Source organism: Agromyces sp. NPDC055661, assembly GCF_053618135.1.
In genome coordinates this window covers 87081-113583 of record NZ_JBSHHC010000001.1, presented here as the reverse complement: position 1 = coordinate 113583, position 26503 = coordinate 87081, and the positions used below count along the sequence as shown (strand labels likewise).

The 26503-nt window shown below is 71.8% G+C and carries 24 protein-coding genes; 13 read left to right on the top strand and 11 right to left on the bottom strand.

What is annotated here, in order from left to right:
* Positions 1-30: 30 nt before the first annotated feature.
* Positions 31-942 carry an alpha/beta fold hydrolase gene (locus ACWGO8_RS00520; RefSeq protein ID WP_452043502.1) on the top strand — a complete coding sequence of 304 codons (912 nt, stop codon included), beginning with the start codon at positions 31-33 and terminating at the stop codon, positions 940-942.
* A 6-nt stretch (positions 943-948) separates the two neighbouring features.
* On the opposite strand, the gene ACWGO8_RS00515 is transcribed toward ACWGO8_RS00520, so the two are convergent.
* A complete protein-coding gene (locus tag ACWGO8_RS00515; RefSeq protein ID WP_452041218.1) occupies positions 949-1749 on the bottom strand; it encodes a glycosyltransferase family 2 protein in 801 nt (266 codons plus the stop codon).
* Positions 1750-1939: 190 nt separating this feature from the next.
* Between ACWGO8_RS00515 and ACWGO8_RS00510 the strand changes: the two genes are divergently transcribed.
* The 5 genes from ACWGO8_RS00510 (at position 1940) to ACWGO8_RS00490 (ending at position 8758) form a co-directional block, all read left to right on the top strand.
* On the top strand, positions 1940-3499 hold the full coding sequence (locus ACWGO8_RS00510; RefSeq protein ID WP_452041217.1) for a M28 family metallopeptidase: 1560 nt from the start codon (positions 1940-1942) through the stop codon (positions 3497-3499).
* Between the two features lie 102 nt (positions 3500-3601).
* Positions 3602-4360 (top strand): fructosamine kinase family protein, encoded by a 759-nt coding sequence (locus ACWGO8_RS00505; protein WP_452043501.1) that lies wholly within the window; start codon positions 3602-3604, stop codon positions 4358-4360.
* A gap of 93 nt (positions 4361-4453) precedes the next feature.
* Entirely contained in the window at positions 4454-5695 is a 1242-nt protein-coding gene (locus ACWGO8_RS00500; protein WP_452041216.1) for an LLM class flavin-dependent oxidoreductase, read from the top strand.
* Positions 5692-6330 carry an FMN reductase gene (locus ACWGO8_RS00495; protein WP_376956946.1) on the top strand — a complete coding sequence of 213 codons (639 nt, stop codon included), beginning with the start codon at positions 5692-5694 and terminating at the stop codon, positions 6328-6330. The genes ACWGO8_RS00500 and ACWGO8_RS00495 overlap by 4 nt, the downstream gene beginning before the upstream one ends.
* 142 nt (positions 6331-6472) lie before the next feature.
* Positions 6473-8758 (top strand): cell wall-binding repeat-containing protein, encoded by a 2286-nt coding sequence (locus ACWGO8_RS00490; RefSeq protein WP_452041215.1) that lies wholly within the window; start codon positions 6473-6475, stop codon positions 8756-8758.
* A 27-nt stretch (positions 8759-8785) separates the two neighbouring features.
* Here ACWGO8_RS00490 and ACWGO8_RS00485 read toward each other — a convergent pair whose 3' ends face one another.
* Together ACWGO8_RS00485 and ACWGO8_RS00480 are read right to left on the bottom strand one after the other, a co-directional pair.
* Positions 8786-9394, bottom strand: a complete 609-nt coding sequence (locus ACWGO8_RS00485) for a DedA family protein (protein WP_452041214.1) — start codon at positions 9392-9394, stop codon at positions 8786-8788.
* Between the two features lie 67 nt (positions 9395-9461).
* On the bottom strand, positions 9462-9665 hold the full coding sequence (locus tag ACWGO8_RS00480; protein WP_376956943.1) for a dodecin family protein: 204 nt from the start codon (positions 9663-9665) through the stop codon (positions 9462-9464).
* Between the two features lie 203 nt (positions 9666-9868).
* Between ACWGO8_RS00480 and ACWGO8_RS00475 the strand changes: the two genes are divergently transcribed.
* Positions 9869-11848, top strand: a complete 1980-nt coding sequence (locus tag ACWGO8_RS00475; protein WP_452041213.1) for a glycosyltransferase — start codon at positions 9869-9871, stop codon at positions 11846-11848.
* Here the strand turns inward: ACWGO8_RS00475 and ACWGO8_RS00470 are convergent.
* The 3 genes from ACWGO8_RS00470 to ACWGO8_RS00460 form a co-directional block, all read right to left on the bottom strand.
* The gene (locus ACWGO8_RS00470) at positions 11832-13391 is read right to left on the bottom strand and encodes an alkaline phosphatase family protein (protein ID WP_452041212.1); all 1560 of its coding nucleotides are present in this window, start codon (positions 13389-13391) and stop codon (positions 11832-11834) included. The genes ACWGO8_RS00475 and ACWGO8_RS00470 overlap by 17 nt on opposite strands.
* A gap of 33 nt (positions 13392-13424) precedes the next feature.
* Positions 13425-14240: an MIP/aquaporin family protein gene (locus ACWGO8_RS00465; RefSeq protein ID WP_452041211.1), complete on the bottom strand. Its 816-nt coding sequence runs from the start codon at positions 14238-14240 to the stop codon at positions 13425-13427.
* 151 nt (positions 14241-14391) lie between these two features.
* Positions 14392-14583 (bottom strand): DUF5302 domain-containing protein, encoded by a 192-nt coding sequence (locus tag ACWGO8_RS00460; protein ID WP_376956939.1) that lies wholly within the window; start codon positions 14581-14583, stop codon positions 14392-14394.
* Between the two features lie 347 nt (positions 14584-14930).
* Between ACWGO8_RS00460 and ACWGO8_RS00455 the strand changes: the two genes are divergently transcribed.
* A complete protein-coding gene (locus tag ACWGO8_RS00455; protein WP_452041210.1) occupies positions 14931-17213 on the top strand; it encodes a polyribonucleotide nucleotidyltransferase in 2283 nt (760 codons plus the stop codon).
* 83 nt (positions 17214-17296) lie between these two features.
* Here ACWGO8_RS00455 and ACWGO8_RS00450 read toward each other — a convergent pair whose 3' ends face one another.
* Positions 17297-18187, bottom strand: a complete 891-nt coding sequence (locus ACWGO8_RS00450) for an ATP-grasp domain-containing protein (RefSeq protein WP_452041209.1) — start codon at positions 18185-18187, stop codon at positions 17297-17299.
* Positions 18188-18192: 5 nt separating this feature from the next.
* Complete coding sequence (locus ACWGO8_RS00445) at positions 18193-18657, bottom strand: Lrp/AsnC family transcriptional regulator (RefSeq protein WP_376956933.1); 465 nt, start codon at positions 18655-18657, stop codon at positions 18193-18195.
* A gap of 166 nt (positions 18658-18823) precedes the next feature.
* On the opposite strand from ACWGO8_RS00445, the gene pdhA reads away from it, so the two are divergent.
* The 4 genes from pdhA to ACWGO8_RS00425 are packed head-to-tail and all read left to right on the top strand — an operon-like array spanning position 18824 to position 22785.
* On the top strand, positions 18824-19966 hold the full coding sequence (gene pdhA, locus ACWGO8_RS00440) for a pyruvate dehydrogenase (acetyl-transferring) E1 component subunit alpha (RefSeq protein ID WP_452041208.1): 1143 nt from the start codon (positions 18824-18826) through the stop codon (positions 19964-19966).
* Positions 19963-20973 (top strand): alpha-ketoacid dehydrogenase subunit beta, encoded by a 1011-nt coding sequence (locus ACWGO8_RS00435; protein WP_452041207.1) that lies wholly within the window; start codon positions 19963-19965, stop codon positions 20971-20973. The genes pdhA and ACWGO8_RS00435 overlap by 4 nt, the downstream gene beginning before the upstream one ends.
* Before the next feature lie 5 nt (positions 20974-20978).
* Positions 20979-22448: a dihydrolipoamide acetyltransferase family protein gene (locus ACWGO8_RS00430; protein WP_452043500.1), complete on the top strand. Its 1470-nt coding sequence runs from the start codon at positions 20979-20981 to the stop codon at positions 22446-22448.
* A 28-nt stretch (positions 22449-22476) separates the two neighbouring features.
* Positions 22477-22785 (top strand): 4a-hydroxytetrahydrobiopterin dehydratase, encoded by a 309-nt coding sequence (locus ACWGO8_RS00425; protein WP_452041206.1) that lies wholly within the window; start codon positions 22477-22479, stop codon positions 22783-22785.
* An 18-nt stretch (positions 22786-22803) separates the two neighbouring features.
* Here ACWGO8_RS00425 and ACWGO8_RS00420 read toward each other — a convergent pair whose 3' ends face one another.
* Complete coding sequence (locus ACWGO8_RS00420) at positions 22804-23286, bottom strand: GNAT family N-acetyltransferase (protein ID WP_376956925.1); 483 nt, start codon at positions 23284-23286, stop codon at positions 22804-22806.
* Complete coding sequence (locus ACWGO8_RS00415; protein WP_452041205.1) at positions 23265-23924, bottom strand: TetR/AcrR family transcriptional regulator; 660 nt, start codon at positions 23922-23924, stop codon at positions 23265-23267. The genes ACWGO8_RS00420 and ACWGO8_RS00415 overlap by 22 nt, the downstream gene beginning before the upstream one ends.
* Positions 23925-24026: 102 nt before the next feature.
* On the opposite strand from ACWGO8_RS00415, the gene ACWGO8_RS00410 reads away from it, so the two are divergent.
* Positions 24027-25634, top strand: a complete 1608-nt coding sequence (locus ACWGO8_RS00410; RefSeq protein ID WP_452041204.1) for a carboxyl transferase domain-containing protein — start codon at positions 24027-24029, stop codon at positions 25632-25634.
* A gap of 116 nt (positions 25635-25750) precedes the next feature.
* On the opposite strand, the gene ACWGO8_RS00405 is transcribed toward ACWGO8_RS00410, so the two are convergent.
* A complete protein-coding gene (locus tag ACWGO8_RS00405; RefSeq protein ID WP_452041203.1) occupies positions 25751-26476 on the bottom strand; it encodes an MBL fold metallo-hydrolase in 726 nt (241 codons plus the stop codon).
* Between the last annotated feature and the right edge of the window lie 27 nt (positions 26477-26503).

The following is a 26503-nucleotide window of genomic DNA, read 5'->3' as shown; positions in this document are numbered from 1 at the left end:
TTCCGTCGGCGCGGCTCGTCGCCCGACGACGTGCCGGCGCACGAGGCCGTGCGCGGCGACGAGGCCCACGCACTCGACGCCGCCATCCCCGACCTCGACTGGCGCGCCTTCCCGCCCGGCACCGAGCGCACCGAGTTCGCCGCGCCGAGCGGGCCGCTCGCGCGCGTGGCGCTCGGCCCGGCCGACGGGCCCCGAGTCGTGCTCGTGCCCGGGGCGACGGGGTCGAAGGAGGACTTCGTCCTCATGATGCCGCTGCTGGCCGACGCGGGCTACCGGGTGGAGTCCTACGACCTCGCAGGCCAGTACGAGTCGTGGAACGCGGGTCCGTGGAACCTCGAGCCGCCGCGCAGCCGCTACGACGAGCGTCTCTTCCTGGACGACCTGCTCGCCGTGCTCGACGACGGCGCCGGCGACGCGCACGTGCTCGGCTACAGCTTCGCGGCCACGCTCGCCGAGCTCGCCCTGCTCGAGCGCCCCGACCGGTTCGCGAGCCTCACGCTGCTCAGCGCACCGCCCGAGCCCGGCCAGACGTTCCGCGGGGTGAAGCGCATCGGGCCCATCAGCGGGCTCACCTCGCCGCGCCAGGGAGCGGCGCTCATGCTCTGGGGCATCCGCAACAACCTCAACAAGGTGCCGCCGCGGCGGCTCGCGTTCGTGCGCGAGCGGTTCGCGCTCACGCGGCGCGAGAGCGTCGACGACATCATCGGGCTCATGATGCGCACGCCCGACCTGCGGGCACGGCTCGCCGAGTCGTCGGTGCCGAAGCTCGTCGCCGTCGGCGAGCACGACCTGTGGCCGCGCGAATTGCACGAGCGGTTCGCGCAGCAGATCGGCGCGCGCTTCGCCGTCTACGCGACGGGGCACAGCCCCTGCGAGACCGCGCCGCACCAGCTCGTGCGCGACATGCGGGAGCTCTTCGAGCTCACCGACGCGGTGCCGTAGGTCGCCTCAGGCGGGCAGCGGCCGCTCGCCGTCACCGTCGGGGTCGGTCGCCTCGGCGAGCATCGCGGGCGAGACCAGGTCGACCTCGATCCGCCGGTCGGCGCGGCGTTCGAACGGCGGCCAGGCGCGCCACTCGACGCCGAGCGTGTGGAACGCCATGCGCACGCGCCGGCGGAGCTCGGCGAAGCTGTCGAACGGCCGCGCCGAGACGCCCACCACGAGCGATCGGTCGTACACGACGGACATGCCCGGCCGCAGCCACCACGCGAGGTCGAGGTCGTCGTGCAGGTCGGCGCGGTCGCGGTGCACGATGTCGCGCAGCACGAGCCAGGCGTCGGCGCGGATGGCGTAGTTCGAGCCGAAGATCGGCGGATGCCCCAGCAGCGCGCCGATCACCGTGAAGTAGCCGCCCAGGTAGACGTACCGGGCGATCCACCGGCGTGGCGCGGTCTGCCCGTAGAACACCCCGGTGCCGGTCACGACCGTCGGATGGTCGCGGCGCGACATCCGCTGCTCGACCCGCTCGAGCCAGTCGGGCGCGGGCACCGAGTCGGCGTCGAGCCGGGCCAGCAGGTCACCGGATGCCGCGTCGAAGCCGGCCGCGGTCGCAGGCCAGATGCCGCGAACGGGCTGGTCGACCACGCGGGCGCCCGCGGCGAGGGCGACCTCGACCGAGGCATCCGTGGAGCCGTTGTCGACGACGATGACCTCGTCGGCCGGGCGGGTCTGCCTCGCCAGGGCGTCGAGGCACGCCGCGAGGTATGCCGCGTCGTCCAGACACGGAATGACGACCGAGATCGTGCTCATCACGGCGAGTCTAGCCACCGGGGGAGCGTGCCCACGCAGCAATCGTGCGTGGGGCGCCGCGAATTCGGACCCGGGGGTTCCGCCTCCGCACAGCCTCCGCATAGGCTCCCCCAGAACGGGTGTCGACGAGGATGCCCGCACGGAAGGGAAGACGATGAAGTCATCTGCCACACTTTCCAGGCGCGCCAAGGTGGTGGGGGTCGCCACCGCGACCGTCGCGGCACTGGCGCTGGCGCCCGCCGGAGCCGCCATCGCGGCGCCGGGGTCGCAGGGTTGTGAGAACCGAAACAACAACACGATCGCGAGCCTCCTCGCGTGCGTCGACGCCGACGGGGCGAGGGAACACCTCGAAGCGTTGCAGGAGATCGCCGACGAGAACGGCGGCAACCGCGCCGCCGGCCTCCCGGGCTACGAGGCGAGCGTCGACTACGTCGTCGACACGCTCGAGGCCGCCGGATGGAACGTCACCATCGACGAGTTCGACTACACGTTCATCGGGCCGTCGGAGCTCGACCAGCTGACGCCGGTGCAGGCGTCCTACGAGACCGGTGCCTTCTCGGGCAGCGGCTCCGGCGAGGTCACGGGCAACGTGATCCCCGTCGACATCAACCTCACGGGCGATCGAGCCAGCACCAGCGGCTGCGAGGCGTCCGACTTCGCCGGCCTGAACTGGTCCGGCCCGGCCGACATCGCGCTGGTCCAGCGCGGCTCCTGCAACTTCGGCGACAAGGCGTTCTTCGCCGAGCAGGCCGGAGCCGAGGCGGTCATCATCTTCAACCAGGGCAACACGCCCGACCGCGAGGGCCTGATCGTCGCCGACGCCTCCTCGCGTACCGACGGCACTCCCGTGACGCACGGCATCCCCGTGGTCGGGGCGAGCTTCCAGCAGGGCGTCGCCCTGTCGGCGGCCGGCTCCACGGCGCGCGTGTTCGTGCCCGCGCCCGAGCAGCGTCCGCAGAAGAACGTCATCGCGGAGCTCCCCGGCAAGAACACCCAGAACGTCGTGATGGCCGGTGCGCACCTCGACTCGGTGCAGGCCGGTCCCGGCATCAACGACAACGGCAGCGGGTCCGCCTCGCTGCTGGAGGTCGCGCAGAACCTGTCGAAGCTCAAGCCGCAGAACACCGTGCGACTCGCATGGTGGGGCGCTGAGGAGGACGGCCTCCTCGGATCCGCCGCGTACGTGGCCGGCCTCTCGCAGGCCGAGAAGGACCGCATCGCGCTGTACATGAACTTCGACATGGTCGCCTCGCCGAACTACATCTTCATGGTGTACGACGGCGACGAGTCGGGCTTCCCGGCGCCGGTCACCGTGCCCGAGGGCTCGGTGCAGATCGAGGACCTGTTCGAGAGCTACTTCACGAGCGTGGGGCAGCCCTATGACGACGCGGAGTTCAGCGGTCGTAGCGACTACGAGGCGTTCATCCTCAACGGAATCCCCGCCGGCGGCCTGTTCACCGGCGCCGAGGTCGTGAAGACCGCGGAGCAGGAATCCATCTGGGGCGGCGTCGCCGGTGAGTCGTACGACCAGTGCTACCACGCGGCGTGCGACACCATCGACAACATCAACATGGAGGCGCTCGACGTCAACATCGATGCGATCGCCATGGCGATCCTCGCCTACTCCTACTCGACGGAGTCGGTGAACGGCGTGCCCGGCAAGAACATCCCCGGCGGCCTGAAGCTGCCGGCCCCGGCCGGGCCCGAGGGCACCGTCGGCAGCGACGGCGGCCACTCGCACGACAGCTGAGTCGAGCGAACGCCCGATCGAAACGGGGCGGGGGTGCCGCGAGGCGCCCCCGCCCTTCGGCTGCTCCAGTACGGGTCGGGCAGACTGTGACGGGTGCAGACCATCGTCAAGCGCCGGGCGGATGCCCCGCCGGGCTTCTTCGAGGCCGAGGCGGCCGGGCTCGCGTGGCTGGCCGCGGCCGGCGGCGTCGGCACGGTGGGCGTCGCGGCCGTGTCGCCGGGCCGGATCGAACTCGAGCGCATCGACGAGACGCGCCCCGATCGCGCGGCGGCGGAGGCGTTCGGAACTGCCCTCGCCCGCACGCACGCCGCGGGCGCGCGGGCGTTCGGCGCACCGCCCGACGGCTGGGACGGCCCCATGTTCATCGGCCGCCGGCCGCTGCCCGCGGCATCCGATCGCAGCTGGGGCGCGTTCTACGCGCGCGACCGCGTGCTCCCGTACCTCGAGCTCGCGGAGGAGGTCGGCGACACGACGGCGGCCGAGGGTCGGCTCGTGCGCCGGGCGCTCGATATCGTCGCGGCGGGCGCGTTCGACGACGACGAGCCGCCGTCCCGGCTGCACGGCGACCTGTGGAACGGCAACGTGCTCTGGTCGTCGCGCGGGGTGGTGCTGATCGACCCCGCGGCGCACGGCGGCCATCGCGAGACCGACCTCGCGATGCTCGCCCTGTTCGGCTGCCCGCACCTCGAGGTGGTGCTCGCGGCGTACGACGCGGCGGCGCCGCTGCGGGAAGGCTGGCGCGATCGCGTTCCGTTGCACCAGCTGCATCCGCTCGCGGTGCACGCCGCCGGGCACGGCCGCGGCTACGGCATCGCCCTCGCGGATGCCGCGGAGCGGGTGCTGGAACTCGCGGGAACCTGACGCGACGGATGCGGGAATAGATTCGTCGGGGCATCCGTTCAGAACAATTGCATGCAAACGCATGAAGTAGCAGGAAGAGCCCAGGAGGGCGAGATGCAGTTCGGAATCTTCACGGTCAGCGACATCACGCAGGACCCGACGACCGGTCGAACGCCGACCGAGGCCGAGCGGATCCAGGCGACGCTGACGATCGCCAAGCACGCGGAGGAGGTCGGACTCGACGTCTTCGCGCTCGGTGAGCACCACAACCCGCCGTTCTGGTCGTCATCGCCCACCACCACCCTCGCGTACATCGCCGGCCAGACGTCGACGCTGCAGCTGTCGACCGCGACCACGCTGATCACGACCAACGACCCGGTCAAGATCGCCGAGGACTACGCGATGCTCCAGCACGTGTCGGGCGGTCGCGCCGACCTCATGCTCGGCCGCGGCAACACCGGCCCCGTCTACCCGTGGTTCGGCAAGGACATCCGCCAGGGCCTGCCGATCACCCTCGAGTCGTACGAGCTGCTGCACCGCCTCTGGCGCGAGGACGTCGTGGACTGGGAGGGCAAGTTCCGCACTCCGCTGCAGGGCTTCACCTCGACCCCGCGCCCGCTCGACGGCGTGCCGCCGTTCGTGTGGCACGGCTCGATCCGCAGCCCCGAGATCGCCGAGCAGGCCGCGTTCTACGGCGACGGCTTCTTCGCGAACCACATCTTCTGGCCCGCGTCGCACACCCAGCGCATGATCGCGCTGTACCGCCAGCGCTTCGAGCACCACGGCCACGGCACCGCCGCGCAGGCGATCGTCGGACTCGGCGGCCAGGTCTTCATGCGCAAGAACTCGCAGGACGCGGTCCGCGATTTCCGTCCGTACTTCGACAACGCGCCGGTCTACGGGCACGGCCCGAGCCTCGAGGAGTTCAGCCAGCAGACCCCGCTCACCGTGGGCAGCCCGCAGGAGGTCATCGACCGCACCCTCGGCTTCCGCGACTACGTCGGCGACTACCAGCGCCAGCTGTGGCTCATCGACCACGCCGGGCTCCCGCTGAAGACCGTGCTCGAGCAGCTCGACCTGCTCGGCGGCGAGGTCGTGCCGGTGCTGCGCGAGGAGTTCGCGAAGGACCGCCCGGCCGACGTGCCCGACGCGCCGACGCACGTCTCGCTCGTGCGGGCGACGTACGGCGACGAGGCGCCGCGCCAGGCGACGCCCAACGCGAACCGCGGCGACAACCTGACCGTCGGCTCGCCGTACCAGGACGCCCAGCAGGACGCGCCCGCTGCGTCCGCGACGTCGAACCAGTCCGGCTCGGCCTTCGGCCCCGCCGCCACCCGCAAGGAGGTCGTGCGATGAGCACGAAGAAGATCGTCGTCATCTCGGCCGGTCTCTCGACCCCGAGCTCCACCCGGCAGCTGGCCGACCGGCTCGCCTCCGACACGCTCGGCATCCTGCGCGAGCGGGGCGTCGACGTGGAGGTGCAGACGTTCGAGCTGCGCGACCTCGCGCACGACATCACGAACCACCTGCTCATGGGCTTCGCCCCGCCGAAGCTGCAGGAGGCGCTCGACGCCGTGTCGTCGGCCGACGGCCTCATCGCCGTCACGCCGATCTTCACGACGAGCTACGCGGGCCTGTTCAAGTCGTTCATCGACGTGGTCGACCCGCAGGCGCTCACCGACCTGCCCGTGCTGCTCGGCGCGACCGGCGGCACCCCGCGCCACTCGCTCGCGATCGACTACGCGATCCGCCCGCTGTTCACCTACCTGCACGCCATCCCGGTCACGACCGGCGTGTTCGCGGCGACCAGCGACTGGGGCGGCACGGGCGAGGCCGGCGACGGCGTCCGCTCGCTGCCCGACCGCGTCTTCCGCGGCGCGAGCGAGCTCGCCGACCTCGTCGAGCGCACCGACCGATCGCAGCTCGTGAACGACCCGTTCGCGCTCGACCGTCCGATGGGCCACCTCGTCGGCGGTCTCGCGGGGGAGTAGCCCCGGGGGATTGCCCGGCAGACGCGGATGCCGCGACGACTCGATTCGTCGCGGCATCCGTCGTATCGCCCGGGGATCCGGGCCGCTATGCTCGCTCTCACGTGCCGGGCCCGACCGCGCCGTTGACCCGTGGAGTCCCCCCGTGCGCCCTACCCGCCGACGCGGCATCCTCGCGCTGCTCGCGACCGCCCTGCTCGCCCTGTCCGTTCCCGTCTCAGCCGGCGTCGCCGTTGCCGACGAGGCCAGGGCGGAGATCCGCGGGACCGTCGTCGGACCCGATGGCCTCCCGCTGCCGGCAGGTACGTACGCGTGGCTGGAGCTGCGCAACCACACGGGCAATGGCAGCGCGAGCGCCGCGCCGGGTGAGAACATGCGCACGGATGCCTCCGGCGCGTACCGGTTCACGGTCCCGCCGGGCACGTACGACGTCGAGTTCGTGTACTACGGCACCGATGAGCTGCTGAACGAGTGGTGGGGCGACGTGTACAACCGGCGCGACACGACTCCGATCACGGTCGAGAGCGGGAGCACGACGACGATGGACGTGCGGCTCGATCGGGCGCCCGTCATCACCGGGACGCTCTCGGGAGCGGGCGGGGTGGCGCTGAATGGGGCATCGATCATCATCGACAACCTCAAGGATGAATGGCAGCCCATCAACAACCCGAGTGCCTCGTGGTCGTTCGACGGCACGTGGCGCACGTGGCGCGCCACGCCCGGCGAGTACTCGCTCTGGTTCTCCAGCGGCGCGGAGTGGGCGGACGAGAACCAGAACGGCCTCCACCTCTGGGATCCGGGTCGACCCGGGCCCACTCTGGTCCTCCGGCCAGGCGAGACCGTGAACCTCGACGTCGTGCTCGAACGCTCGACCGCCATCGAGGGCACGGCGAGCATCGAGACGCCGACCGGAGAGGTCTCGTACGACGGATACGTGAACCTCTGGCGGTTGAACGGGGAGAGCGCGGCGCTCGTGTTCGCCGACACCTCCGGGCGCTGGTCCTTCGCCGGCATCGAACCGGGCGACTACTACGTCTCGTTCTCGCCCGACCAGGACTCGTCGTCGATCATCGCCGAGACCTACGAGGACGCGCGCGGCTTCGCCGACGCGACGGTGATCTCGGTCGCCCGGGGCGAGGTGGTGACCGGCATCCACGCCGTGCTGCAGTCCGGCGGTTCGATCTCGGGGCGGGTGCTCGTACGAGAGACGGCCAAGGCCGAGCCGATCGTGGCGGAGGCGCGCGTGACCGTGCTCCGCCTCGATCCGGCGACCGGCTACTACCAGCCCGTCCACGACTTCCCGTGGTGGGTGGACGCGCAGGGCGAATTCACGACGCCGAACCTCGAACCCGGTCGGTACACCGCGCACTTCACCGCCGACCGCGTCGACATCGGTGACGAGTTCTGGAAGGACGCGCGATACTTCGCCGCCAGCACCGACATCGAGGTTCGCGCCGGGGAGCGCATCGAACTCGGCGACATCGTGCTCGAACCGCGCTACTTCGACGTCGGGCGGATCGGCGGAGCCGACCGCTTCGACACGGCGGCGCGCATCGCGCAGTCCGCGATCCCCGACGGTGACCGCGCGCCCGTCGTGTACGTCACCAACGCCTACAACTTCCCCGACGCGCTCGCCGCGGGGCCGGCCGCCATCCGCTCGGGCGGTGTCGTGCTGACGATCCCGGGGGACGGGGTTCCCGCCGTCGTGGCGGACGAACTCGAGCGACTCCGACCCGAGCGGATCGTCGTGACCGGCGGGACGGCCACGATCTCGGACGCAGTGGTGCGCCAGCTCCGGGCCTTCGTCGACGAGCCCGCCGACGTGGTGCGGATCGGCGGCGAGACCCGCTACGACACCGGTCGCCTGCTCGCCCGGGATGCATTCGGCGGCACCGGGGCCGACGTGGCGTTCATCGCGACGGGGACCAACTTCCCCGACGCGCTGGCCGCGGGTCCCGCCGCCGGTCGGCTCGGCGGCCCGGTGATCCTCGTCGACGGGCACGGCTCGGGCATCGACGCGGAGACGGCGGCGCTCCTGCGTGACCTCGGCGTGACGAAGGCATTCATCGCTGGCGGGACCGCGACCGTGAACTCCGACGTCGAGGCATCGCTCGCGGCCGTCCTCGGTGGGGCCGACCGAGTCGTCCGCCTGGCGGGCGGAGACCGGTACGGCACGGCAGCGGCGATCAACACGGCGATCTTCCCGACGAGCGAGCACGTCTTCGTCGCCTCGGGGATCGGCTTCCCCGACGCGCTCGCCGGTGGCCCGCTGGCCGGCATGCTCGGCGCCCCGATCCACCTGTCGCCGGGCGGCTGCATCCCCGCGGAGGCCGCGGCCCACATGATCGAAGGTCGGGTCGTCGGCATCTGGCTGCTCGGCGGCGAGGCCGCCCTCGGTCCCGGTGTCGCCTCGCTCACGCAGTGCGGCTGACGCGATGACGTGGCGGGGGGCACAGACTCAGTCGTCAGCGCCCCGCCCCGCCCGCGCATCGAGGGCGGCGACCATCCGGTCGACGAGCAGCCCGAGTCCGATCGCGACCGGGATCGAGACCGCCACCGCGACGAGCGGGGTGTCCCGGAACGCGCTCCCGACGATGGCGCCGACGCCGACGTTGTAGAGCGCCCAGGCGATGCCCGCCGCGAGCGAGAGCGGCAGGTAGCGACGCAGCGGCACCCGTCCGGCGCCCGCGGCGAGGTTCACGGCGATGCGGGCGAACGGCACGTACCGCGCCGTGAACACGAGCACGGCCGTGCGCCGGTCCACCGTTGCGCGGGCGCGCGCGATCGCGGCGGACGCGCGGCCCTCGCGCTGCCAGCGCCACCGGTCGAGCCCGATCCGGCGGCCGATGAGGTAGCACAGGCCGTCGCCGACGACCGCGCCCGCGGCGGCCGCGAGCACGATCGCGAGCAGCGGCGGCGCCCCCTCGGTCGCCCAGAGCGCGCCCAGCGCGACGACCGCCGTCTCGCTCGGGAGCACGACGAGGAACGCGTCGCCGACCACGAGCGCGAACAGCGCGGGCACGAGCCACGGCGAGGTCGCGAGGCCGGCGACCCACGCAGCATCCACCCGGCCGTTCTATCGAGGCGATGTGAACGGCCGGCGACGGGACGGTGTCAGGCGTGCCCTTCGACGGTCAGTCGAGCACGAAGCTGACCTCGAGGACGACCGACCACGCGGTGATCTTCCCCTCGGACGCCTCGACCTTCTGCTCCTTCACCCAGGCGCCGCTGACATGGCGCAGGGTCTGCGCCGCGCGCTCGATGCCGACCGCGACGGCGTCCTCGAAGCTGGTGTCCGAACGGACGGTGATGGTGGTGACCCTTGCGACGGATGACATGGCGTTCCTCCTCGAACAGGCGGGTTTCCCTCGGGCCCCATCATCCGCCCTCGGCCTGCCGCCCGCGAGGGGTTGACGGTCGGATGCCGCGAGTCGACATCACGGCGACGGCCCGGCGAACGGCCGCCGACGACTCGATGAATCCTCGGCGATCAGGGCCGTTCCGGTCGGTCGCGGCCTCGTGGAGCAACCACGCTGGAGTCGTGAAGGTCGCCCTCCTCGCCGAATCGTTTCTCCCGCACATGAACGGCGTGACCCACTCGCTGCTCCAGGTGCTCCGGCACCTCGAGCGGCGCGGACACGAGGCCCTGGTCGTCGCACCGCGATCCGGGCCCATCGACCGTTCGCTGCACGGCGCGCAGACCGTGCTGCTCCCGTCGATGCCGCTGCCGAGCTACCCCGACGTGCGCGTCACGCTCGCGACGACGCAGCGGCTGTCGACCGTGCTCCGCGAGCACGGCGCCGACGTGATGCACCTCGCCTCCCCGTTCGTGCTCGGCTGGCGCGGGCTCGCCGCAGCCGAACCCCTCGGCATCCCGTCGGTGGCGGTGTACCAGACCGACATCCCGTCGTACGCCGAGAAGTACGGCGTGCCCGGCGCGGCGCCGGCGCTCATGCGCCACCTCGGCCGCCTGCACCGCCGCGCGACGCTGACCCTCGCGCCGTCGTCGTCCGCCGTGGAACGCCTCGCCGCGGCCGGCGTGCAGGACGACCGCGTGCGCATCTGGCGCCGCGGGGTCGACACCGAGCGATTCGCGCCCGGCCGCCGCAGCGAGCGCTGGCGGCGGGGGGTCGCGGCGCCCGGCGACGTGATCGTCGGCTACGTCGGCCGACTCGCCCCCGAGAAGCAGGTCGAGGACCTCCGCGTGATCACCGGGCTGCCGGGCGTGCGCCTCGTCGTGATCGGCGACGGACCGTCGCGCCCGGCACTCGAGCGGCTGCTGCCCGACGCGCACCTCACGGGCTTCCTCGGCGGCGACGCGCTCGCCGAGGCGATGGCGAGCCTCGACGTGTTCGTGCACCCGGGGGAGCGGGAGACGTTCTGCCAGACGGTGCAGGAGGCCCTCGCGAGCGGCGTGCCCGTCGTCGCGACGGGCGCCGGCGGCCCGCTCGACCTCGTGCGCTCGAGCGTCGACGGGTGGCTGTACCGTCCCGGGGACCTCGAGGAGCTCCGCGAGCGTGTGCGCGACCTCGCGGGCGACGACGCCAAGCGGCGCGCGTTCGGCGTGCGGGCCCGGGAGGCCGTCCGCGGTCGCGGCTGGGACGTCCTCGGCGACGAGCTCATCGGCCACTACGAGGACGTGGTCGCGAACCGGGTGCGCCCCGCCCGCCGTACGCCGATGACGACGGTGGATCGCGCGCCCGCGACATCCGTCGTCGCCCCGCCCCGCTGGCGGCGCTACGTGGCCGTCGGCGACTCGCTCACCGAGGGACTCTGCGACACGTCGCGCATGCCCGCGGGGGAGTACCGAGGCTGGGCCGATCGACTCGCCCTCCTGCTCGCGCTCGCGAGCCCCGCGGACGCTCCGGTCGAGTACGCGAACCTCGCGGTGCGCAGCCGGAAGGTCGCCGACGCGATCGAGGACCAGCTGCCGTCGGCCGTCGCCCTCGGGGCCGACCTCGTCAGCGTGCTCATCGGCGCCAACGACCTCGTCGGGCGTCGAGCGGATGCCGCGGAGCTGGCGACCCGACTCGGCGAGGCGGTGCTCGAGGTGCGCGGCACGGGCGCCGACGTGCTGCTCGTCACGCCGTTCATGCCGGCCCGTCCGGCCGCGCGCCTGTTCGACCTGCGGTTCGCGCAGTTCGCCGAGCGGCTCGCCGGGATCGTCGACGGTGCGGGTGTGCGGCTCCTCGACGTGCGCTCGGATCCCGGCCTCGTCGCACCCGCGATGTGGGCCGCCGATCGGGTGCACTTGAACTCGGCCGGCCACCGTTCCCTCGCCTACGCGGCGGCGGGAGTGCTCGGGGTGCCCGACGCCGTCGAGCTCGAGCGCCTCGAGCGGGCGGTCCACGATGACGGCGCGGCGCCCGACCAGCCGGTCGGCGATGCCGAGTGGCTGGCGCGGCACGCCGCGCCCTGGCTGCTGCGTCGGCTGCGCGGGCGCACCGCCGGCGACGGACGCGAGCCGAAGCGGCCCGGGCTCGTGGCGGTGCCGACGACGTCGACTATGCGCGCGCGTTGAGGTGCGGGAAGAGGTGCCCCACCGTCTCGCGCAGCTTCGCGAGTGCCTCCGCGCCGGTGAGCTGATCGACGTCCTCGATCTCGGGAGCGTCCGCGTCCATGCTGTGCGCGAGCGTCGCACCACCGCCGACGAGCGCCTGCGCCAGGGGTGACAGCGGGGCATCCGGGGGCACGAGCGACAGGTCGAACTCGGGGACCGGCCGGGGGTGCACATCGGGCCAGTCCTCGGGACGCCGGGGCTCGTCGCGGGTGAGGAGTGGTGCGAGGTCGGGCGCGTCGGCGTCGCGCTGCGTCAGGGGTGCGCCGAGGTCCCACCGTTCCCGCAGCGTCCGGATCACCGACGTATGGTGGAAGACGTCGTTGACGACGGTGCGCTCGTCGATCCAGGGCGACACGGCGATCGCGGGCAGGCGGACGCCCAGCCGGTCGAACGTGAAGTTCATCTGGCCCGCGGGCGCGGCGGGATCCGGGGGCGTCGCCGACGGCGGAGGGACGTGGTCGTAGGTGCCACCGTGCTCGTCGAAGACCACCATGAACAGCGTGTTCCACCAATTGGAGCCCGTCTCGCTGTCGGAGGAGCGGACGGCCTCGTAGATCCTGGCGAGGAGGGCCTCGCCGCCGAGGAGCGACGACGGCGCGTCGATCGCGAGGCCGGGCATGAGCGCCCCGATGGGCGGGTGCATGTCGTTGTGGCCGTGGATGAGGTTCGGTTCGATGAACGAATACGTCGGAAGCTCACCGTTCGCGGCATCCTCGACGAACTGGTCGGTCGTCACGAAGTGCGTCGCGAACCGATGCCGGAGGCGGTCGGCGTGGATGAGGGCCGTGAACGGGGCGATGGCCGGCGGGTCGACGTACACCTTCCAGGTGAGCCCCTTGGCCTCCAGCCGCTCGAAGATCGTCTCCGCCGTGTTCTGGCCGGGGAAGCTCTTGTACGGGGCGTTGACGACGAGTCCCGACGCGTTCGCGGCGTGGAAGAACGAGCGGTTGGTGAACGTCTGCGACGGTACCTCGGCGAACCAGTGGTCGAACGTCCCGAATCCTCGCGCGATCGTCGACAGCACCGGCATCTGCTCGGGCGTGTAGCCCTGCATGATCTGGGCGTATTGCTCGTAGGTCGGCTGCACGCCCATCTCCGCGGTGAACGCGCTGATGTAGTCGGTCACGAACCCGTCCATCGTCGGCGTGCGCTGCGGGTCGGCCGGGAGGTTGTACGGGGCGGTCATGTGCTCGGCCAGCACGCCCCGGTTACCCGGAGGGTCGATGATGCCGAACAGTTGGGTGTTGACGTGCTGGTACTCCTCGCCCGGGTCGGGGTTCGGGGTGTCCATCGTCCGGGCGATCCCGTAGGCGACGGACCCGCGGTCGGCGCCGTGCTCCGCCCAGTCGGGGATCGGGTTCGACAGGTCCTTTCCGATGACCCCCTCGAACGACTCGACCTCGCCCGGTTCGTAGAGCCTGCCGAGCAGGTTGTCGAACGATCGGTTCTCGAACATGAGCACGACGACGTGGTCGAGTGCGTGCGTGCGATCGGGCGTGGGCATGGGGCCTCCGTTCGGTTCGGTTCCGTCGGGTCGTCAGGCCTGGTCGGGACGCGCAACCTCGGTGCGGAGGTCGCCCTGGGCGGCTGCCGAGCCGCTCCGGCCGCCGCCGTAGCCGCGCAGGACGAACGCGAGGAGCACGGCGATCCCGGCACCGACGAGCGGTCCGGCGACGTAGACCCAGTAGTCGGAGAAGTCGAGGCCCGCGAGGTCGGGCCCGAACGTGCGGGCCGGGTTCATCGAGGTGCCCGAGATCGGGCTGCCCCAGAGTCCGGCGAGCGCGATGTAGCCGCCGACGCCGAGGGCGCCGATCACGCCGAGGTTCTGCGCACCGGAGGCGGTGCCGAGGATGACGCTGACGAGCCCGAGTGTGAGGAGTGCCTCCATCAGGAAGGCCTGGAACGAGGTGTACCCGTCGGCGGGGTAGTTCGAGCCGTACGTCGCGGACACCCCGATGATCCACTGCAGGAGCCACGCCGCGAGGGTCGCGCCGATGAGCTGCACGAGGATGTAGCCCGGCACGCGCCGCCACGGGAAGTCGCCGCGCGTCGCGAAGGCGAGCGTCACCGCGGGGTTGAGGTGCGCGCCGGACACCTTGCCCATGAACAGGATGATGCCCATGACCATGAGTCCCGGGGCGACCACCGCGGCCGTGCGGCTGATCGTCTCGGGGAAGGCCTGGCTCATCATGCCGCCGCCGGCGGCGACGATCACGAGCAGGAACGTGCCGAACAGCTCCGAGAACAGCCGACGCCATTCCTGCTGCGGATTGCGGAAGTCCGCCATCGGGTCGAGGACCTCGACCTCGAACCAGCGCTCGAACCGCGCCTTGACGGCACCGTCGGACTGCACATCGCGATTGGAATCGACCATCGTTCCCCCAGGCTCGCACCGATGTGATGCGGCGGTCGACGACGACCCATGGCGACCGCTCTGGGCAGAGCATAGACCCGCGGATGCGGGTCCGACAGGGTGGCCTCGTGGCGAACGACCCGGGTGGCGCTCAACCGCTCTTGCGGCGGAACTCCCGCTTGTGGTCGACCGGGCCGTGCGTGTTGTTCGCGCCCGAGGTGCCGTCGAGATGCGACTCGCCCTCGCGCTGCTTCGAGGCCTTGTTCTTGCGATCGAGCGCCTCGCGGAACTTGCGCTTCGTCTCCTCGGAGGGTCCGGTGGTGCTCTGCTCGTCGGAAGTCATGTCCACGAGTCTGGCACGGATGCCGCGACGCACCCCTCTGCTAGGCTGGGACCGGTCGCCCGATGGGCCACCGCCGTCTGGGGTGCCGTGAACCGGCAGCCATCCGCTCGGATGATCCCGGCGGCACAATTGCACATCGAGCACCGTGCTCAATTCGAGCACACACGGAGCAGGCCGGCAGGAAGCTGGTCCCCTGTGGTGGCTTACCAAACCGCGAGGCTTGGTGGACTTCTACTGGTGGCCAGCGTGAGCACATCGCCTGATGCGTTTCGTAATGCCTGTTCCTGCTCCTGACGTATGAGTCGCGCCCACGACGGGGTGCGACGTAAAACAAAGGAGAAGACCTCTTGGAAGGTCCTGAGATCACGTTCGCCGAAACCGTCATCGACAACGGTCGGTTCGGCACCCGCACCATCCGGTTCGAGACCGGCCGCCTCGCCCAGCAGGCGCAGGGCTCCGCCGTCGCCTACATCGACGAGGAGACCATGCTGCTGTCGGCGACCTCGGTCTCCAAGCAGCCGAAGGAGCACTTCGACTTCTTCCCGCTCACGATCGACGTCGAGGAGCGCATGTACGCCGCGGGCCGCATCCCCGGCTCGTTCTTCCGCCGCGAGGGCCGTCCCTCGACCGAGGCGATCCTCACCTGCCGTCTCATCGACCGCCCGCTGCGCCCCTCGTTCGTCGAGGGCCTCCGCAACGAGGTCCAGGTCGTCGTCACGGTGCTCGCCATCGAGCCCGACGAGTACTACGACGTGCTCGCGATCAACGCCGCGTCGCTCTCGACGCAGCTTTCCGGCCTGCCCTTCTCGGGTCCGATCGGCGGCGTTCGCGTCGCGCTCATCGACGGCCAGTGGGTCGCGTTCCCGAAGTACTCGCAGATCGAGGAGGCCGTGTTCAGCATGGTCGTCGCCGGTCGCGTGGTCACCGAGGCCGACGGCTCGCAGGACGTCGCGATCATGATGATCGAGGCCGAGGCCACCGACAACGCGTGGAACCTCATCCAGGCCGGCGGGGTCAAGCCCGACGAGACCGTCATCGCGCAGGGCATCGAGGCGTCGAAGCCGTTCATCCGCCAGCTCGTCGAGGCGCAGCAGCAGGTCGCGGCCACCGCGGCGAAGCCGACCGCCGACTACCCGACGTTCCCGCCCTACCAGCAGTCGACCTACGACGTGGTCGCCGCAGCGGCCTACGAGGAGCTCAAGGGCATCTACCAGATCGCCGAGAAGGTCGCCCGTCAGGACGCCGACGACGCGCTCAAGGCCCGAGTCAAGGAGCAGGTCGCTGCGAAGGTCGCGGCCGGCGAGCTCCCCGAGTCCGCCAACGCCGAGGTGTCCGCCGCGTACAAGTCGGTCACCAAGCTGGTCGTCCGCTCGCGCGTGCTCGAGGAGGGCGTCCGCATCGACGGCCGCGGCCTCGCGGACATCCGCCCGCTCGACGCCGAGGTGCAGGTCGTGCCGCGCGTGCACGGCTCGGCCATCTTCCAGCGCGGCGAGACGCAGATCCTCGGCGTCACCACGCTGAACATGCTGAAGCTCGAGCAGCAGATCGACTCGCTGAGCCCGGTCACCAAGAAGCGCTACATGCACAACTACAACTTCCCGCCCTACTCGACCGGTGAGACCGGCCGCGTCGGGTCGCCGAAGCGTCGCGAGATCGGGCACGGCGCACTCGCCGAGCGCGCGCTCGTGCCGGTGCTGCCCACGCGCGACGAGTTCCCCTATGCGATCCGCCAGGTGTCCGAGGCGCTCGGCTCCAACGGCTCGACCTCGATGGGCTCCGTCTGCGCCTCGACGCTCTCGCTGCTCAACGCGGGCGTGCCGCTGCGCGCTCCCGTCGCGGGCATCGCGATGGGCCTCATCTCCGACACCGTGGACGGTGAGACCCGCTACGCGGCCCTCACCGACATCCTCGGTGCCGAAGACGCCCTCGGCGACATGGACTTCAAGGTCGCCGGCACGTCGGAGTTCGTCACCGCGATCCAGCTCGACACCAAGCTCGACGGCATCCCCGCCTCGGTGCTGGCCGGCGCGCTGACGCAGGCGAAGGACGCCCGCACGACGATCCTCGCGGTGCTCAACGCCGCGATCGACGGTCCCGACGAGATGGCTCCGACCGCGCCGCGCGTCATCAGCGTGCAGATCCCGGTCGACAAGATCGGCGAGCTGATCGGCCCGAAGGGCAAGACGATCAACGCGATCCAGGACGAGACCGGCGCCGAGATCTCCATCGAGGAGGACGGCACCGTCTACATCGGCGCGACCGACGGCCCCTCGGCCGAGGCCGCCCGCGCCCAGGTCAACGCGATCGCCAACCCGACCAACCCCGAGGTCGGCGAGCAGTTCCTCGGCACCGTCGTGAAGATCGCCGCGTTCGGCGCCTTCATCTCGCTGCTGCCCGGCAAGGACGGCCTGCTGCACATCTCCGAGGTGCGCAAGCTCGCCGGCGGCAAGCGCGTCGAGAACGTCGAAGACGTGCTCGGCGTCGGCCAGAAGATCCTCGTCGAGATCACCAAGATCGACGACCGCGGCAAGCTCTCGCTCGCCCCGGTGCTGGCCGAGGAGGCCGACACCGAGGGCCGCGAGGCGACCGGCGTGCACGCCGATGCTCCCGCCGAGGGCGCCGACGTCTAGTCGATCACCGCGTCACCGGATGCCCGTCCCGACTCGTTCGGGGCGGGCATCCGTCGTCTCACCGGGCCGGTGCGCGCGTCGCCTCACGCCGAGTCGAGCCGCGCGATCGTCGCGTCGGCAAGGCGACCGGCGCTCCCGGGCGCGAGGCCGAGGTAGAGCATCGGCTCGATGAGCTCGAGCTCGAGCACCGCGAGGCGCCCGGCGAAGCGCACGACGTCGAACCGGGCGTAGAGCAGGTCGAAGGGGAGCCGATCGAGCATCGCCGACACCGCCGCGACGTCGGCCGGATCGGGGTCCGTGAGCTCCACCGTCCCTCCGTAGATCCCGTGGGCGCGGAAGTCGCCCGCGGCCGGACGCTTGCGCAGCGCGTGGCTCGGCGAGCCGCCGAGGAACGCGAACGACAGCTCGCCCTCGTCGGTGATCGCGTCCGCGAAGGGCTGCACCATGACCTCGGTGCCGGGCGCCATGGAACCGAGCGCGTCGGCCAGCCCCGCGGCATCCGTGCGCACGACGCCCGAGCCGCCGACGCCGATCGCGGGCTTGAGCACAAGCTCGTGCCAGCCCGCGTCCTCCACCGCACTGAGCAGGCTGGATGCCTCGGCCGCCGTGCCACGCACGAGCGGCACGATCGGCACGCCGATCCGCTCGAGGTCGTCGAGGTAGTGCTTGTCGGCGTTCCAGTGCACGGCCGAGACCGGATTGAGGAGGGTGCACCGCGACCCGGCGATCTCGCCGGTGACGTCGAGGAACTCGCCGAGGTGGTCGACGTAGTCCCAGGTGCTGCGCAGCAGTGCGACGTCGTACGCGTCCCAGTCGACGTCGGGGCGCGACCAGGCCACGGCCTCGGCGTCGACGTCGCGCTCGGCGAACGCGTCGAGGACCCGGCGGTCGTCGTCGAACAGCGCCTCCACGTCGGGGATCTCCCAGTCGACGAAGCTCGGGAGTCGCTCGCACCGCAGCACCGCGACGCGCATGGACGTCAGGCCCGCTTGTCGAGGAGGGGTGCGAGCCGGAAGGGGATCAGCTCGCCCATCGCGAGCGAGGTCTCGGTGCGCTCGACGCCGTCGATGGCGAGGATGACGCCGTCGATGCGGAACAGGTCGTGCGCGTCGCGGCACACCACGCGCACGAGCAGGTCGACGGTTCCCGAGAGGCCGTGCGCCTGGATCACCTCGGGGATGAGCGCGATCTGGTCGACCACCTCGGCGAGCTGCTTCTGCCGCACGTGCACCGAGATGAACGCCTCGAGCGGGTACCCGAGCGGCACCGGATCGATGCTCCGCTCGAACGAGAGGAAGGCACCGGATGCCTCGAGCCGCGCCATGCGCGCCTGCACCGTGTTGCGCGACAGCGCGAGGCGATCGGCGAGGGCCACGACCGTCGCCCTCGGGTCCGCCGCGAGGGCCGCGAGCAGTGCCCGGTCCACCGAGTCGTAGCCGTTCATATCGCCACACGATAGCACCGGATCGCGGGGAGGTACTTGGCAACATGCTCAACGCGTCCGCGCCAACTTGAGCGCAGTGACATATCGACGTACGCTCACGGTATCCGGCAGAGCCGCCGGGCGCGGGCACGCCCACAAGGCAGCCCGCCGAGAGCGAGGATCGACGATGACCCCATCCGACCGAGACGCAACCGGGCTCCTCACCCGACCCGATCACTTCGTGCAGCTCGTCACCCCTGCGGGCGAGCGCCGCGCCGACGCCGAGTTCGACCCGTGGGTCGCCGACGTCGACACCGCCGCCCTCGGCCGGCTGTACCGCGACATGGCGATCGTGCGCCGCATCGACACCGAGGCCACCGCGCTCCAGCGCCAGGGCGAGCTCGGCCTCTGGCCGCCGCTCATGGGCCAGGAGGCCGCCCAGATCGGCTCCGCCCGTGGACTCCGCGACGACGACTTCGTGTTCTCGAGCTACCGCGAGCACGCGGTGGCGTGGTGCCGCGGCGTGAGCGCCGCCGACCTGCTGCGCGTCTGGCGCGGGTCCGCGGCATCCGGCTGGAACCCCTACGACCACAACATGGCCGTGCCGCAGATCATCATCGGCGCCCAGGCCCTGCACGCCACCGGCTACGCCATGGGCGCAGCCTGGGAGGGCACCGACACCGCCACGATCGCGTACTTCGGCGACGGCGCCACGAGCGAGGGCGACGTGAACGAGGCGTTCATCTTCGCCGCGAGCTTCGACGCGCCCGTCGTGTTCTTCTGCCAGAACAACCAGTGGGCGATCTCCGAGCCCGTCGACCTGCAGTCGAAGCAGCCCCTCGCGCGCCGTGCGGACGGCTTCGGCATGCCCGGCATCCGCGTCGACGGCAACGACGTGCTCGCCGTGCTCGCGGCCACCCGCATCGCGCTCGACCGCGCCCGCCGCGGGGAGGGCCCGACGCTCATCGAGGCCGTGACCTACCGGATCGGCCCGCACACGACCGCCGACGACCCGAAGCGCTACCGCACCGACGAGGAGCTCGTCGAGTGGGGCGCTCGCGACCCGCTCGCGCGCGTGCTCACCCTGCTCGCCTCGACGGGCTTCGACACCGAGGCGCTCGAGCGCGAGGTCGCCGAGGAGGCGAACCGCGTCGCGGCCGAGCTGCGCGCGGCGATCACGACCATCCCCGACCCCGAGGCGATGACGGTCTTCGACCACGTCTACGCCGAGCCGAACACGCACCTCGCGCGCCAGCGCGATCACTACGCCCGCTACCTCGCCATGTTCGACGAGGACGCCGCGGCATCCGGCGAAGGAGCCGCACGATGACCACGCTCACGCTCGGCAAGGCCCTCAACCAGGGCCTGCGCCGCTCCCTCGCGGGCGACGACAAGGTCGTGCTCATGGGCGAGGACATCGGCACGCTCGGCGGCGTCTTCCGCATCACCGACGGCTTGAAGGCCGAGTTCGGCGCGCACCGCGTCGTGGACACGCCGCTGTCGGAGGCGGGCATCATCGGCACCGCCGTCGGCCTCGCGTACCGCGGCTTCCGACCGGTCGTCGAGATCCAGTTCGACGGCTTCGTCTACCCGGGCTTCGACCAGCTGGTCGCCCAGGTCGCGAAGCTGCACTACCGCTCGCGCGGCACGGTGCGGATGCCGCTGACCATCCGCATCCCGTTCGGCGGCGGCATCGGCGCGGCCGAGCACCACTCCGAGTCGCCCGAGGCGTACTTCGCCCACACCGCGGGACTGCGCGTCGTCGCGTGCTCGAACCCCGCCGACGCGTATGTCATGATCCAGCAGGCGATCGCGAGCGACGACCCGGTGATCTTCCTCGAGCCGAAGCGCCGCTACCACGTGAAGGGCGAGGTCGACGAGGCCGCGAGCCTCGCCGACGCGAAGCCCATGGGCGTCGCCTCCGTCGTCACCGCCGGGTCCGACGTGACCCTCGTCACCTACGGCGCGCTCGTGACGACCGCGCGCGACGCGGCGATCGCGGCCGGGGAGGACGGCGTGTCGATCGAGGTCATCGACCTGCGCTCGCTCGCTCCGGTCGACTACGCGACGGTCGAGGCATCCGTGCGCCGCACCGGCCGGCTCGTCGTCGCGCACGAGGCCGGCCAGCAGGGCGGCGTCGGCGCGGAGCTCGCCGCGAGCATCACCGAGCGCTGCTTCGAGTTCCTCGAGGCCGCGCCGGTGCGCGTGACCGGCCACGACATCCCGTACCCGCCCGCGAAGCTCGAGAAGCACCACCTGCCCGACCTCGACCGCATCCTCGACGGCGTCGACCGCGCGCTCGGACGACCGAACTCGCTGAGCGGAGTGGAGGCGTGAGCCGGATGATCAAGGAGTTCCCGCTCCCCGACCTCGGCGAGGGCCTCACCGAGTCCGAGATCGTGGCCTGGCGCGTCGCGGTCGGCGACCGCGTCGAGCTCAACCAGATCATCGCCGACGTCGAGACGGCCAAGGCCGTGGTCGAGCTGCCGTCGCCGTACTCGGGCGTCATCACGGCGCTGCACGCCGCCGAGGGCGAGACCGTGAACGTCGGCGAGCCGCTGTTCTCGTGCGACACCGGCGAGGGCGCCGGTGAAGGTGCGCCGACGGATGCCGCGGGCGCGACGTCGGCGGATGCCGCCGCGGCCCCCGCCACCGCCGCTGCCGAATCCCCCCCGGCGGCCGAGCCCGACGCGGCGCCCGGACCGAACCTCGTGGGCTACGGAGCCCGCGACGAGGGCGGGCCGAAGCGACGTGCCCGCCGCACCGCGCTCGCGGACGACCTCGTGCCGTCCGTCCCCGAGAACGGCGGGGCGACCGACCTCGACGCGCCGCCCGCCGGCGCCGCGGCCGCAGCGGCGACGCCCCCGCCGACCGACCTCTCGACGGGCGCACCCGAGCGTCCGCGCTCGACCCCGCCCGTGCGCAAGCTCGCGCGCGACCTCGGCATCGACCTCACGACCGTGAACGGCACGGGGGAGCGCGGGCTCATCACGCGCGCCGACGTCGAGGCCGTCGCCTCCGGTGCTCCGACGAGCGCCGAGCCGGCCGTCGCGCCGACCGAGGTTCCAGGCGCAGCTCCGGCCGCCGCGGGCGCCGCCGGCGCCGAACGGCCCGCGGAGACCCGCATCCCGATCAAGGGCGTGCGCAAGCACACCGCCGCGGCCATGGTGCAGAGCGCGTTCACCGCGCCGCACGTCACCGAGTTCCTCACGATCGACGCGACCGCGACCATGGAGCTGCTCCGCGGCATCCGCGACGACCGCGCGTTCGCCGGGCACAAGGTGACGCCGCTCACGGTGGTGGCGAAGGCCGTCTGCATCGCCGCGCGTCGCACGCCCGAGGTGAACTCGCGGTGGGACGAGGGCGCCCAGGAGATCGTGCAGTACGGCGGCGTGAACCTCGGCATCGCCGCGGCGACCGGCCGCGGGCTCGTCGTGCCGAATGTCAAGGGCGCCGAGCGGATGACGCTCATCGAGCTCGCCGATGCGATCTCCGCGCTCGCCGAGACCGCGCGAGCCGGACGCACGCCGCCGGCCGACCTCTCGGACGGCACGATCTCGATCACGAACATCGGCGTCTTCGGCATCGACGCGGGCACGCCGATCCTCAATCCGGGGGAGGCGGCAATCCTCGCCATGGGCGCCGTGCGTCGCCAGCCGTGGGAGCACCGCGGCGAGATCGCGCTGCGCGAGCTCATGACGCTGAGTCTCTCGTTCGACCACCGCCTGGTCGACGGCGAGCAGGGGTCGCGGTTCCTCGCCGACATCGGCGCGATCCTCCGGGAGCCCGGCCTGGCGCTGACCATGGCGTGACGTCGCGATCGGCGGGAGGATGGGCGTCATGGACGCACGCAGCATCCTCTCGCCGACCGAGACCGACGCGAGCCTCGAGGGCTCGGGATTCCGCAACTCGCAGAACCACCTCGTGGGCGCCTTCACGACGGCGGACTTCCGCAGCGCGGTGCAGTTCGTCGACAGGGTGGCGGTGGTCGCCGACGAACTCAACCACCACCCCGACGTGCGGCTCGGCTGGGGCCACGTGGAGTTCGCCCTCACGTCGCACGATGTGGGCGGGGTCACGCAGCGCGACGTGGACCTCGCGCTGCGCATCCGCGCGATCGCCGACGAGCTCGGCGCGACGCCGGGCTGAGACCGGGCCGACGCCGACTCAGTCGAGGAGGTAGATCCGCTCCTCGACCTCGATGCCGCGCGCGTTCGCGAAGCTCCGCTCGGTGCCGACCTGCACGAAGCCGAGCTTCTCGACGATCGCGATCGAGCGCGCGTTGTCGGCGGCGACGCGCACGCGCACCGGGCGGTCGTGGACGGCGTCGAGGAACAGTCGCACCGCGCGGCTGCCGATGCCCTCGCCCCAGTGCGCAGGGTCGATCCAGTAGGTCATCTCGGCCGTGCCCTCGTCGTACCAGCGGGCGACGCTGCCCACCACGGCGCCGTCGGCGCGCACCGTGCGCGCGTCGACCGACGGGTCGGCGAGGAGCCGGCGCCAATGGGCGTCGAACGTGGCGCGGTCGGTCGGGTCGGGCGGCGTGAACGCGGCCATCTGCACGGCCGCCTCGTCCTGCTCGAAGGTGAACAGTGCATCGAGATCCCCGTCGCGGGTCGCGCGCAGGGTCACGACATGAGGCTCGCCCATGTCATCTCCTCCAGGATGCCGCGGACGGTGCCGTCGGCGGGTCTGCGCCCAGGGATGCGGGCGCTGTGCGGAGTGGAGTTCAGGAGTCCGAAGGCGGCGTGTGCCCGGAACCTGAGCTCCGTCTCGGCCCGATCGGGCCGGAGTCGCGAGAGGGTGTCGACCCAGTGCTCGACGTAGCGCCGCTGGAGCGAGCGCACCTCGTGCCGTGCACCGCCGTCGAGCTGCTCGAGCTCGCGGTCCTGCACGACGATGACGTCGGCCTCGCCGAGGGCGAAGTCGACGTGGAAGCGGATGAGCGAGCGGAGTGCGGCGGCCGCATCGGGGGCGTCGCGGAGCACGCCCTCCGCACCTTCGAGCAGCGAACGGCTGGCGCCCTCGAGGATCGCGGCGAGCACGGCGGCCTTGCCCGGGAAGTGCCGGTAGACGGCCGGACCGGACACGCCGACGGCGGCACCGAGGTCTTCGATCGTGACGCCGGCGTAACCGCGCTCGGCGAACAGCGTGGCGGCCGAGCTCAGGATCGCGGCGCGTCGATCGGCCTTGAGCCGTCCGCGCTCGGTGCGCGGCAGGCCGGTCGCCGGGGCGTCGGCCTGCGGGTCCGCGAGGGGGACCGCCGCGTCGTCGAGGGTGCTTGCCATGTCGGTGAGTGCTCGCTAACATCGGGAATCGAGTTAGTGAACACTAACCGAAATGGCGTGCCCCGCACAAGAGGGCACGCCGTCGACGAAGACGGGCAGGCCATGACGACCCTCACGACGGGCATCGACCCCTCGAGCGACGCGGCGCGGCGCAACGCCGCGGGCCACGCGGAGCTCGTGCAGGAGCTCCGCGAGAAGCTCGCCACGGCCGCCCTCGGCGGGCCCGAGGCATCCCGCGAACGGCACGTCTCGCGCGGCAAGCTGCTGCCCCGCGACCGCGTCGACCGGCTGCTCGACGAGGGCAGTCCCTTCCTCGAGCTGTCGCCGCTCGCGGCCGACGGACTGTACGACGGCGACTCGCCGGGCGCCGGCATCATCACGGGCGTCGGGCTCGTGCAGGGCCGTCCGGTCGTGGTCGTCTGCAACGACGCCACGGTCAAGGGCGGTACCTACTATCCGATGACGGTGAAGAAGCACCTGCGTGCGCAGGAGGTCGCCCGCGAGCACCGCCTGCCGTGCGTCTACCTCGTCGACTCGGGCGGCGCGTTCCTGCCGAAGCAGGACGAGGTGTTCCCCGACCGCGATCACTTCGGCCGCATCTTCTACAACCAGGCCCAACTCTCGTCGATGCGGATCCCGCAGCTCGCGGCCGTGCTCGGCTCGTGCACGGCCGGCGGCGCGTACGTGCCCGCGATGAGCGACGAGTCCGTGATCGTGCGCAACCAGGGCACCATCTTCCTCGGCGGTCCGCCGCTCGTGAAGGCCGCGATCGGCGAGGTCGTCACCCCCGAGGAGCTCGGCGGCGGCGAGCTGCACTCGCGCATCTCGGGCGTCACCGACCACCTCGCCGACGACGACGAGCATGCGCTCGAGCTCGTGCGCGACATGGTCGCGACCCTGCCGCAGCCCGCCGAGCGCGCCTGGGCGGTGCGCGAGTCGCGTCCGCCCGCCGTCGACCCCGCCGACCTCCTCGCCGCGGTGCCGGTCGACGTGCAGCAGCCGTACGACGTGCACGAGGTCATCGCCCGCCTCGTCGACGCGAGCGAGTTCAACGAGTTCAAGCCCGACTACGGCGACACCCTCGTGACGGGCTTCGCCCACATCGACGGCCACCCGGTCGGCATCATCGCGAACAACGGGGTGCTGTTCAGCGAGTCGGCGATGAAGGGCGCGCACTTCATCGAGCTCTGCGACCAGCGCGGCATCCCGCTGGTGTTCCTGCAGAACATCTCGGGCTTCATGGTCGGTCGCGATGCGGAGGCCGGCGGCATCGCCAAGCACGGCGCGAAGATGGTCACGGCCGTCGCCACGACGCGAGTGCCGAAGCTCACGGTCGTCATCGGCGGCTCGTTCGGCGCCGGCAACTACTCCATGTGCGGCCGGGCGTACTCACCGCGGTTCCTCTGGATGTGGCCGAACGCCCGCATCTCGGTGATGGGCGGCGAGCAAGCGGCATCCGTGCTCTCGACCGTGAAGCGCGACCAGCTCGCAGTGCGGGGCGAAGCGTGGTCGGATGACGCGGAGCAGGCGTTCAAGGCGCCGATCCGCGAGCAGTACGAGCACCAGGGGAGCCCGTACCACTCGACGGCGCGACTGTGGGACGACGGGATCATCGACCCCGCCGACACCCGCACGGTGCTCGGCCTGGCGCTCGAGCTCGCGAGCCGCACGCCGCTGCCCGAGCCCGCGTTCGGCCTGTTCCGGATGTGACGACCTCGCGAGTGATCCTCCGCCGGGGGTAGTCGAGTCGAAACGGCGCGGATGCCGGGTCCCACCCTGCATCCGCGCCCGCTCGATCCTCGGCCGCAGCGTCGGAATGGTCCGAATCAGGCCGCCGGATGCCCCGCAGCCTCGGTGACCCGCCGCACGGCCTCATCGACGCCGCCGTTCCACGGCGTGCCGTGGCCGGGCAGCACCCAGGTGGCCCCGAGCCCGTCGAGGTGCTGGAGGGAGGAGATCGCCCCGGCGGGGTCGTCGGTGAACGGTGCCGGCTGGGGACCGTTCGCGCCCGTGAGGACGTGTCGCGTGGTGAGCGCGTCGCCCACGAACACCGCGTCGACGGCGGGCACGTGGATCGCGATGCTGCCGGGGGAGTGGCCGGGCATCCCGATCACCCGCGGCGAGCCCGGCAGGTCGAGCACGTCGCCGTCGTGAACGGGGACGACTTCGGCGACCGGGGTCGTGCGCAGGCCGTTCTTGCGCATCGCGTACCAGAGGAACTTCGCGGTGGCGCCGAGCTTGAGGTGGCCCCACTCGGGCTTGGTCGAGACCTCGCCTCGTGCGCGCGCGGCATCCGCTTCATGCACGTGGATCGGCACGCCGTGATCGCGGCGGAGGCGCTCGGCGAAGCCGATGTGGTCGCTGTCGCCGTGCGTGAGGACGACGCCGCGCACGTCGTCGACCGAGCGGCCCATGGCGGCGAGCTCGGCGGTGAAGTCGGACCACTGCCCGGCGAGGCCGGCGTCGATGACGGTGACGCCCTCGGGCGTGTCGACGAGGTAGACCGCGACGAGGTCGTTGCCGACGCGGTGGAGGTGGGGTCGGAGTTGCATCCTGGATCCTCGATCTGAATGGCTGGG

Bases quoted from the DNA above. Each gene is read 5' to 3' on its own strand.
- ACWGO8_RS00410 (WP_452041204.1), top strand. From the start codon at position 24,027: ATGACGACCCTCACGACGGGCATCGACCCCTCGAGCGACGCGGCGCGG.
- pdhA (WP_452041208.1), top strand. From the start codon at position 18,824: ATGACCCCATCCGACCGAGACGCAACCGGGCTCCTCACCCGACCCGAT.
- ACWGO8_RS00515 (WP_452041218.1), bottom strand. From the start codon at position 1,749: ATGAGCACGATCTCGGTCGTCATTCCGTGTCTGGACGACGCGGCATAC.
- ACWGO8_RS00425 (WP_452041206.1), top strand. From the start codon at position 22,477: ATGGACGCACGCAGCATCCTCTCGCCGACCGAGACCGACGCGAGCCTC.
- ACWGO8_RS00495 (WP_376956946.1), top strand. From the start codon at position 5,692: ATGAGCACGAAGAAGATCGTCGTCATCTCGGCCGGTCTCTCGACCCCG.
- ACWGO8_RS00445 (WP_376956933.1), bottom strand. From the start codon at position 18,657: ATGAACGGCTACGACTCGGTGGACCGGGCACTGCTCGCGGCCCTCGCG.
- ACWGO8_RS00420 (WP_376956925.1), bottom strand. From the start codon at position 23,286: ATGGGCGAGCCTCATGTCGTGACCCTGCGCGCGACCCGCGACGGGGAT.
- ACWGO8_RS00470 (WP_452041212.1), bottom strand. From the start codon at position 13,391: ATGCCCACGCCCGATCGCACGCACGCACTCGACCACGTCGTCGTGCTC.
- ACWGO8_RS00435 (WP_452041207.1), top strand. From the start codon at position 19,963: ATGACCACGCTCACGCTCGGCAAGGCCCTCAACCAGGGCCTGCGCCGC.
- ACWGO8_RS00480 (WP_376956943.1), bottom strand. From the start codon at position 9,665: ATGTCATCCGTCGCAAGGGTCACCACCATCACCGTCCGTTCGGACACC.
- ACWGO8_RS00450 (WP_452041209.1), bottom strand. From the start codon at position 18,187: ATGCGCGTCGCGGTGCTGCGGTGCGAGCGACTCCCGAGCTTCGTCGAC.
- ACWGO8_RS00460 (WP_376956939.1), bottom strand. From the start codon at position 14,583: ATGACTTCCGACGAGCAGAGCACCACCGGACCCTCCGAGGAGACGAAG.
- ACWGO8_RS00500 (WP_452041216.1), top strand. From the start codon at position 4,454: ATGCAGTTCGGAATCTTCACGGTCAGCGACATCACGCAGGACCCGACG.
- ACWGO8_RS00415 (WP_452041205.1), bottom strand. From the start codon at position 23,924: ATGGCAAGCACCCTCGACGACGCGGCGGTCCCCCTCGCGGACCCGCAG.
- ACWGO8_RS00430 (WP_452043500.1), top strand. From the start codon at position 20,979: ATGATCAAGGAGTTCCCGCTCCCCGACCTCGGCGAGGGCCTCACCGAG.
- ACWGO8_RS00405 (WP_452041203.1), bottom strand. From the start codon at position 26,476: ATGCAACTCCGACCCCACCTCCACCGCGTCGGCAACGACCTCGTCGCG.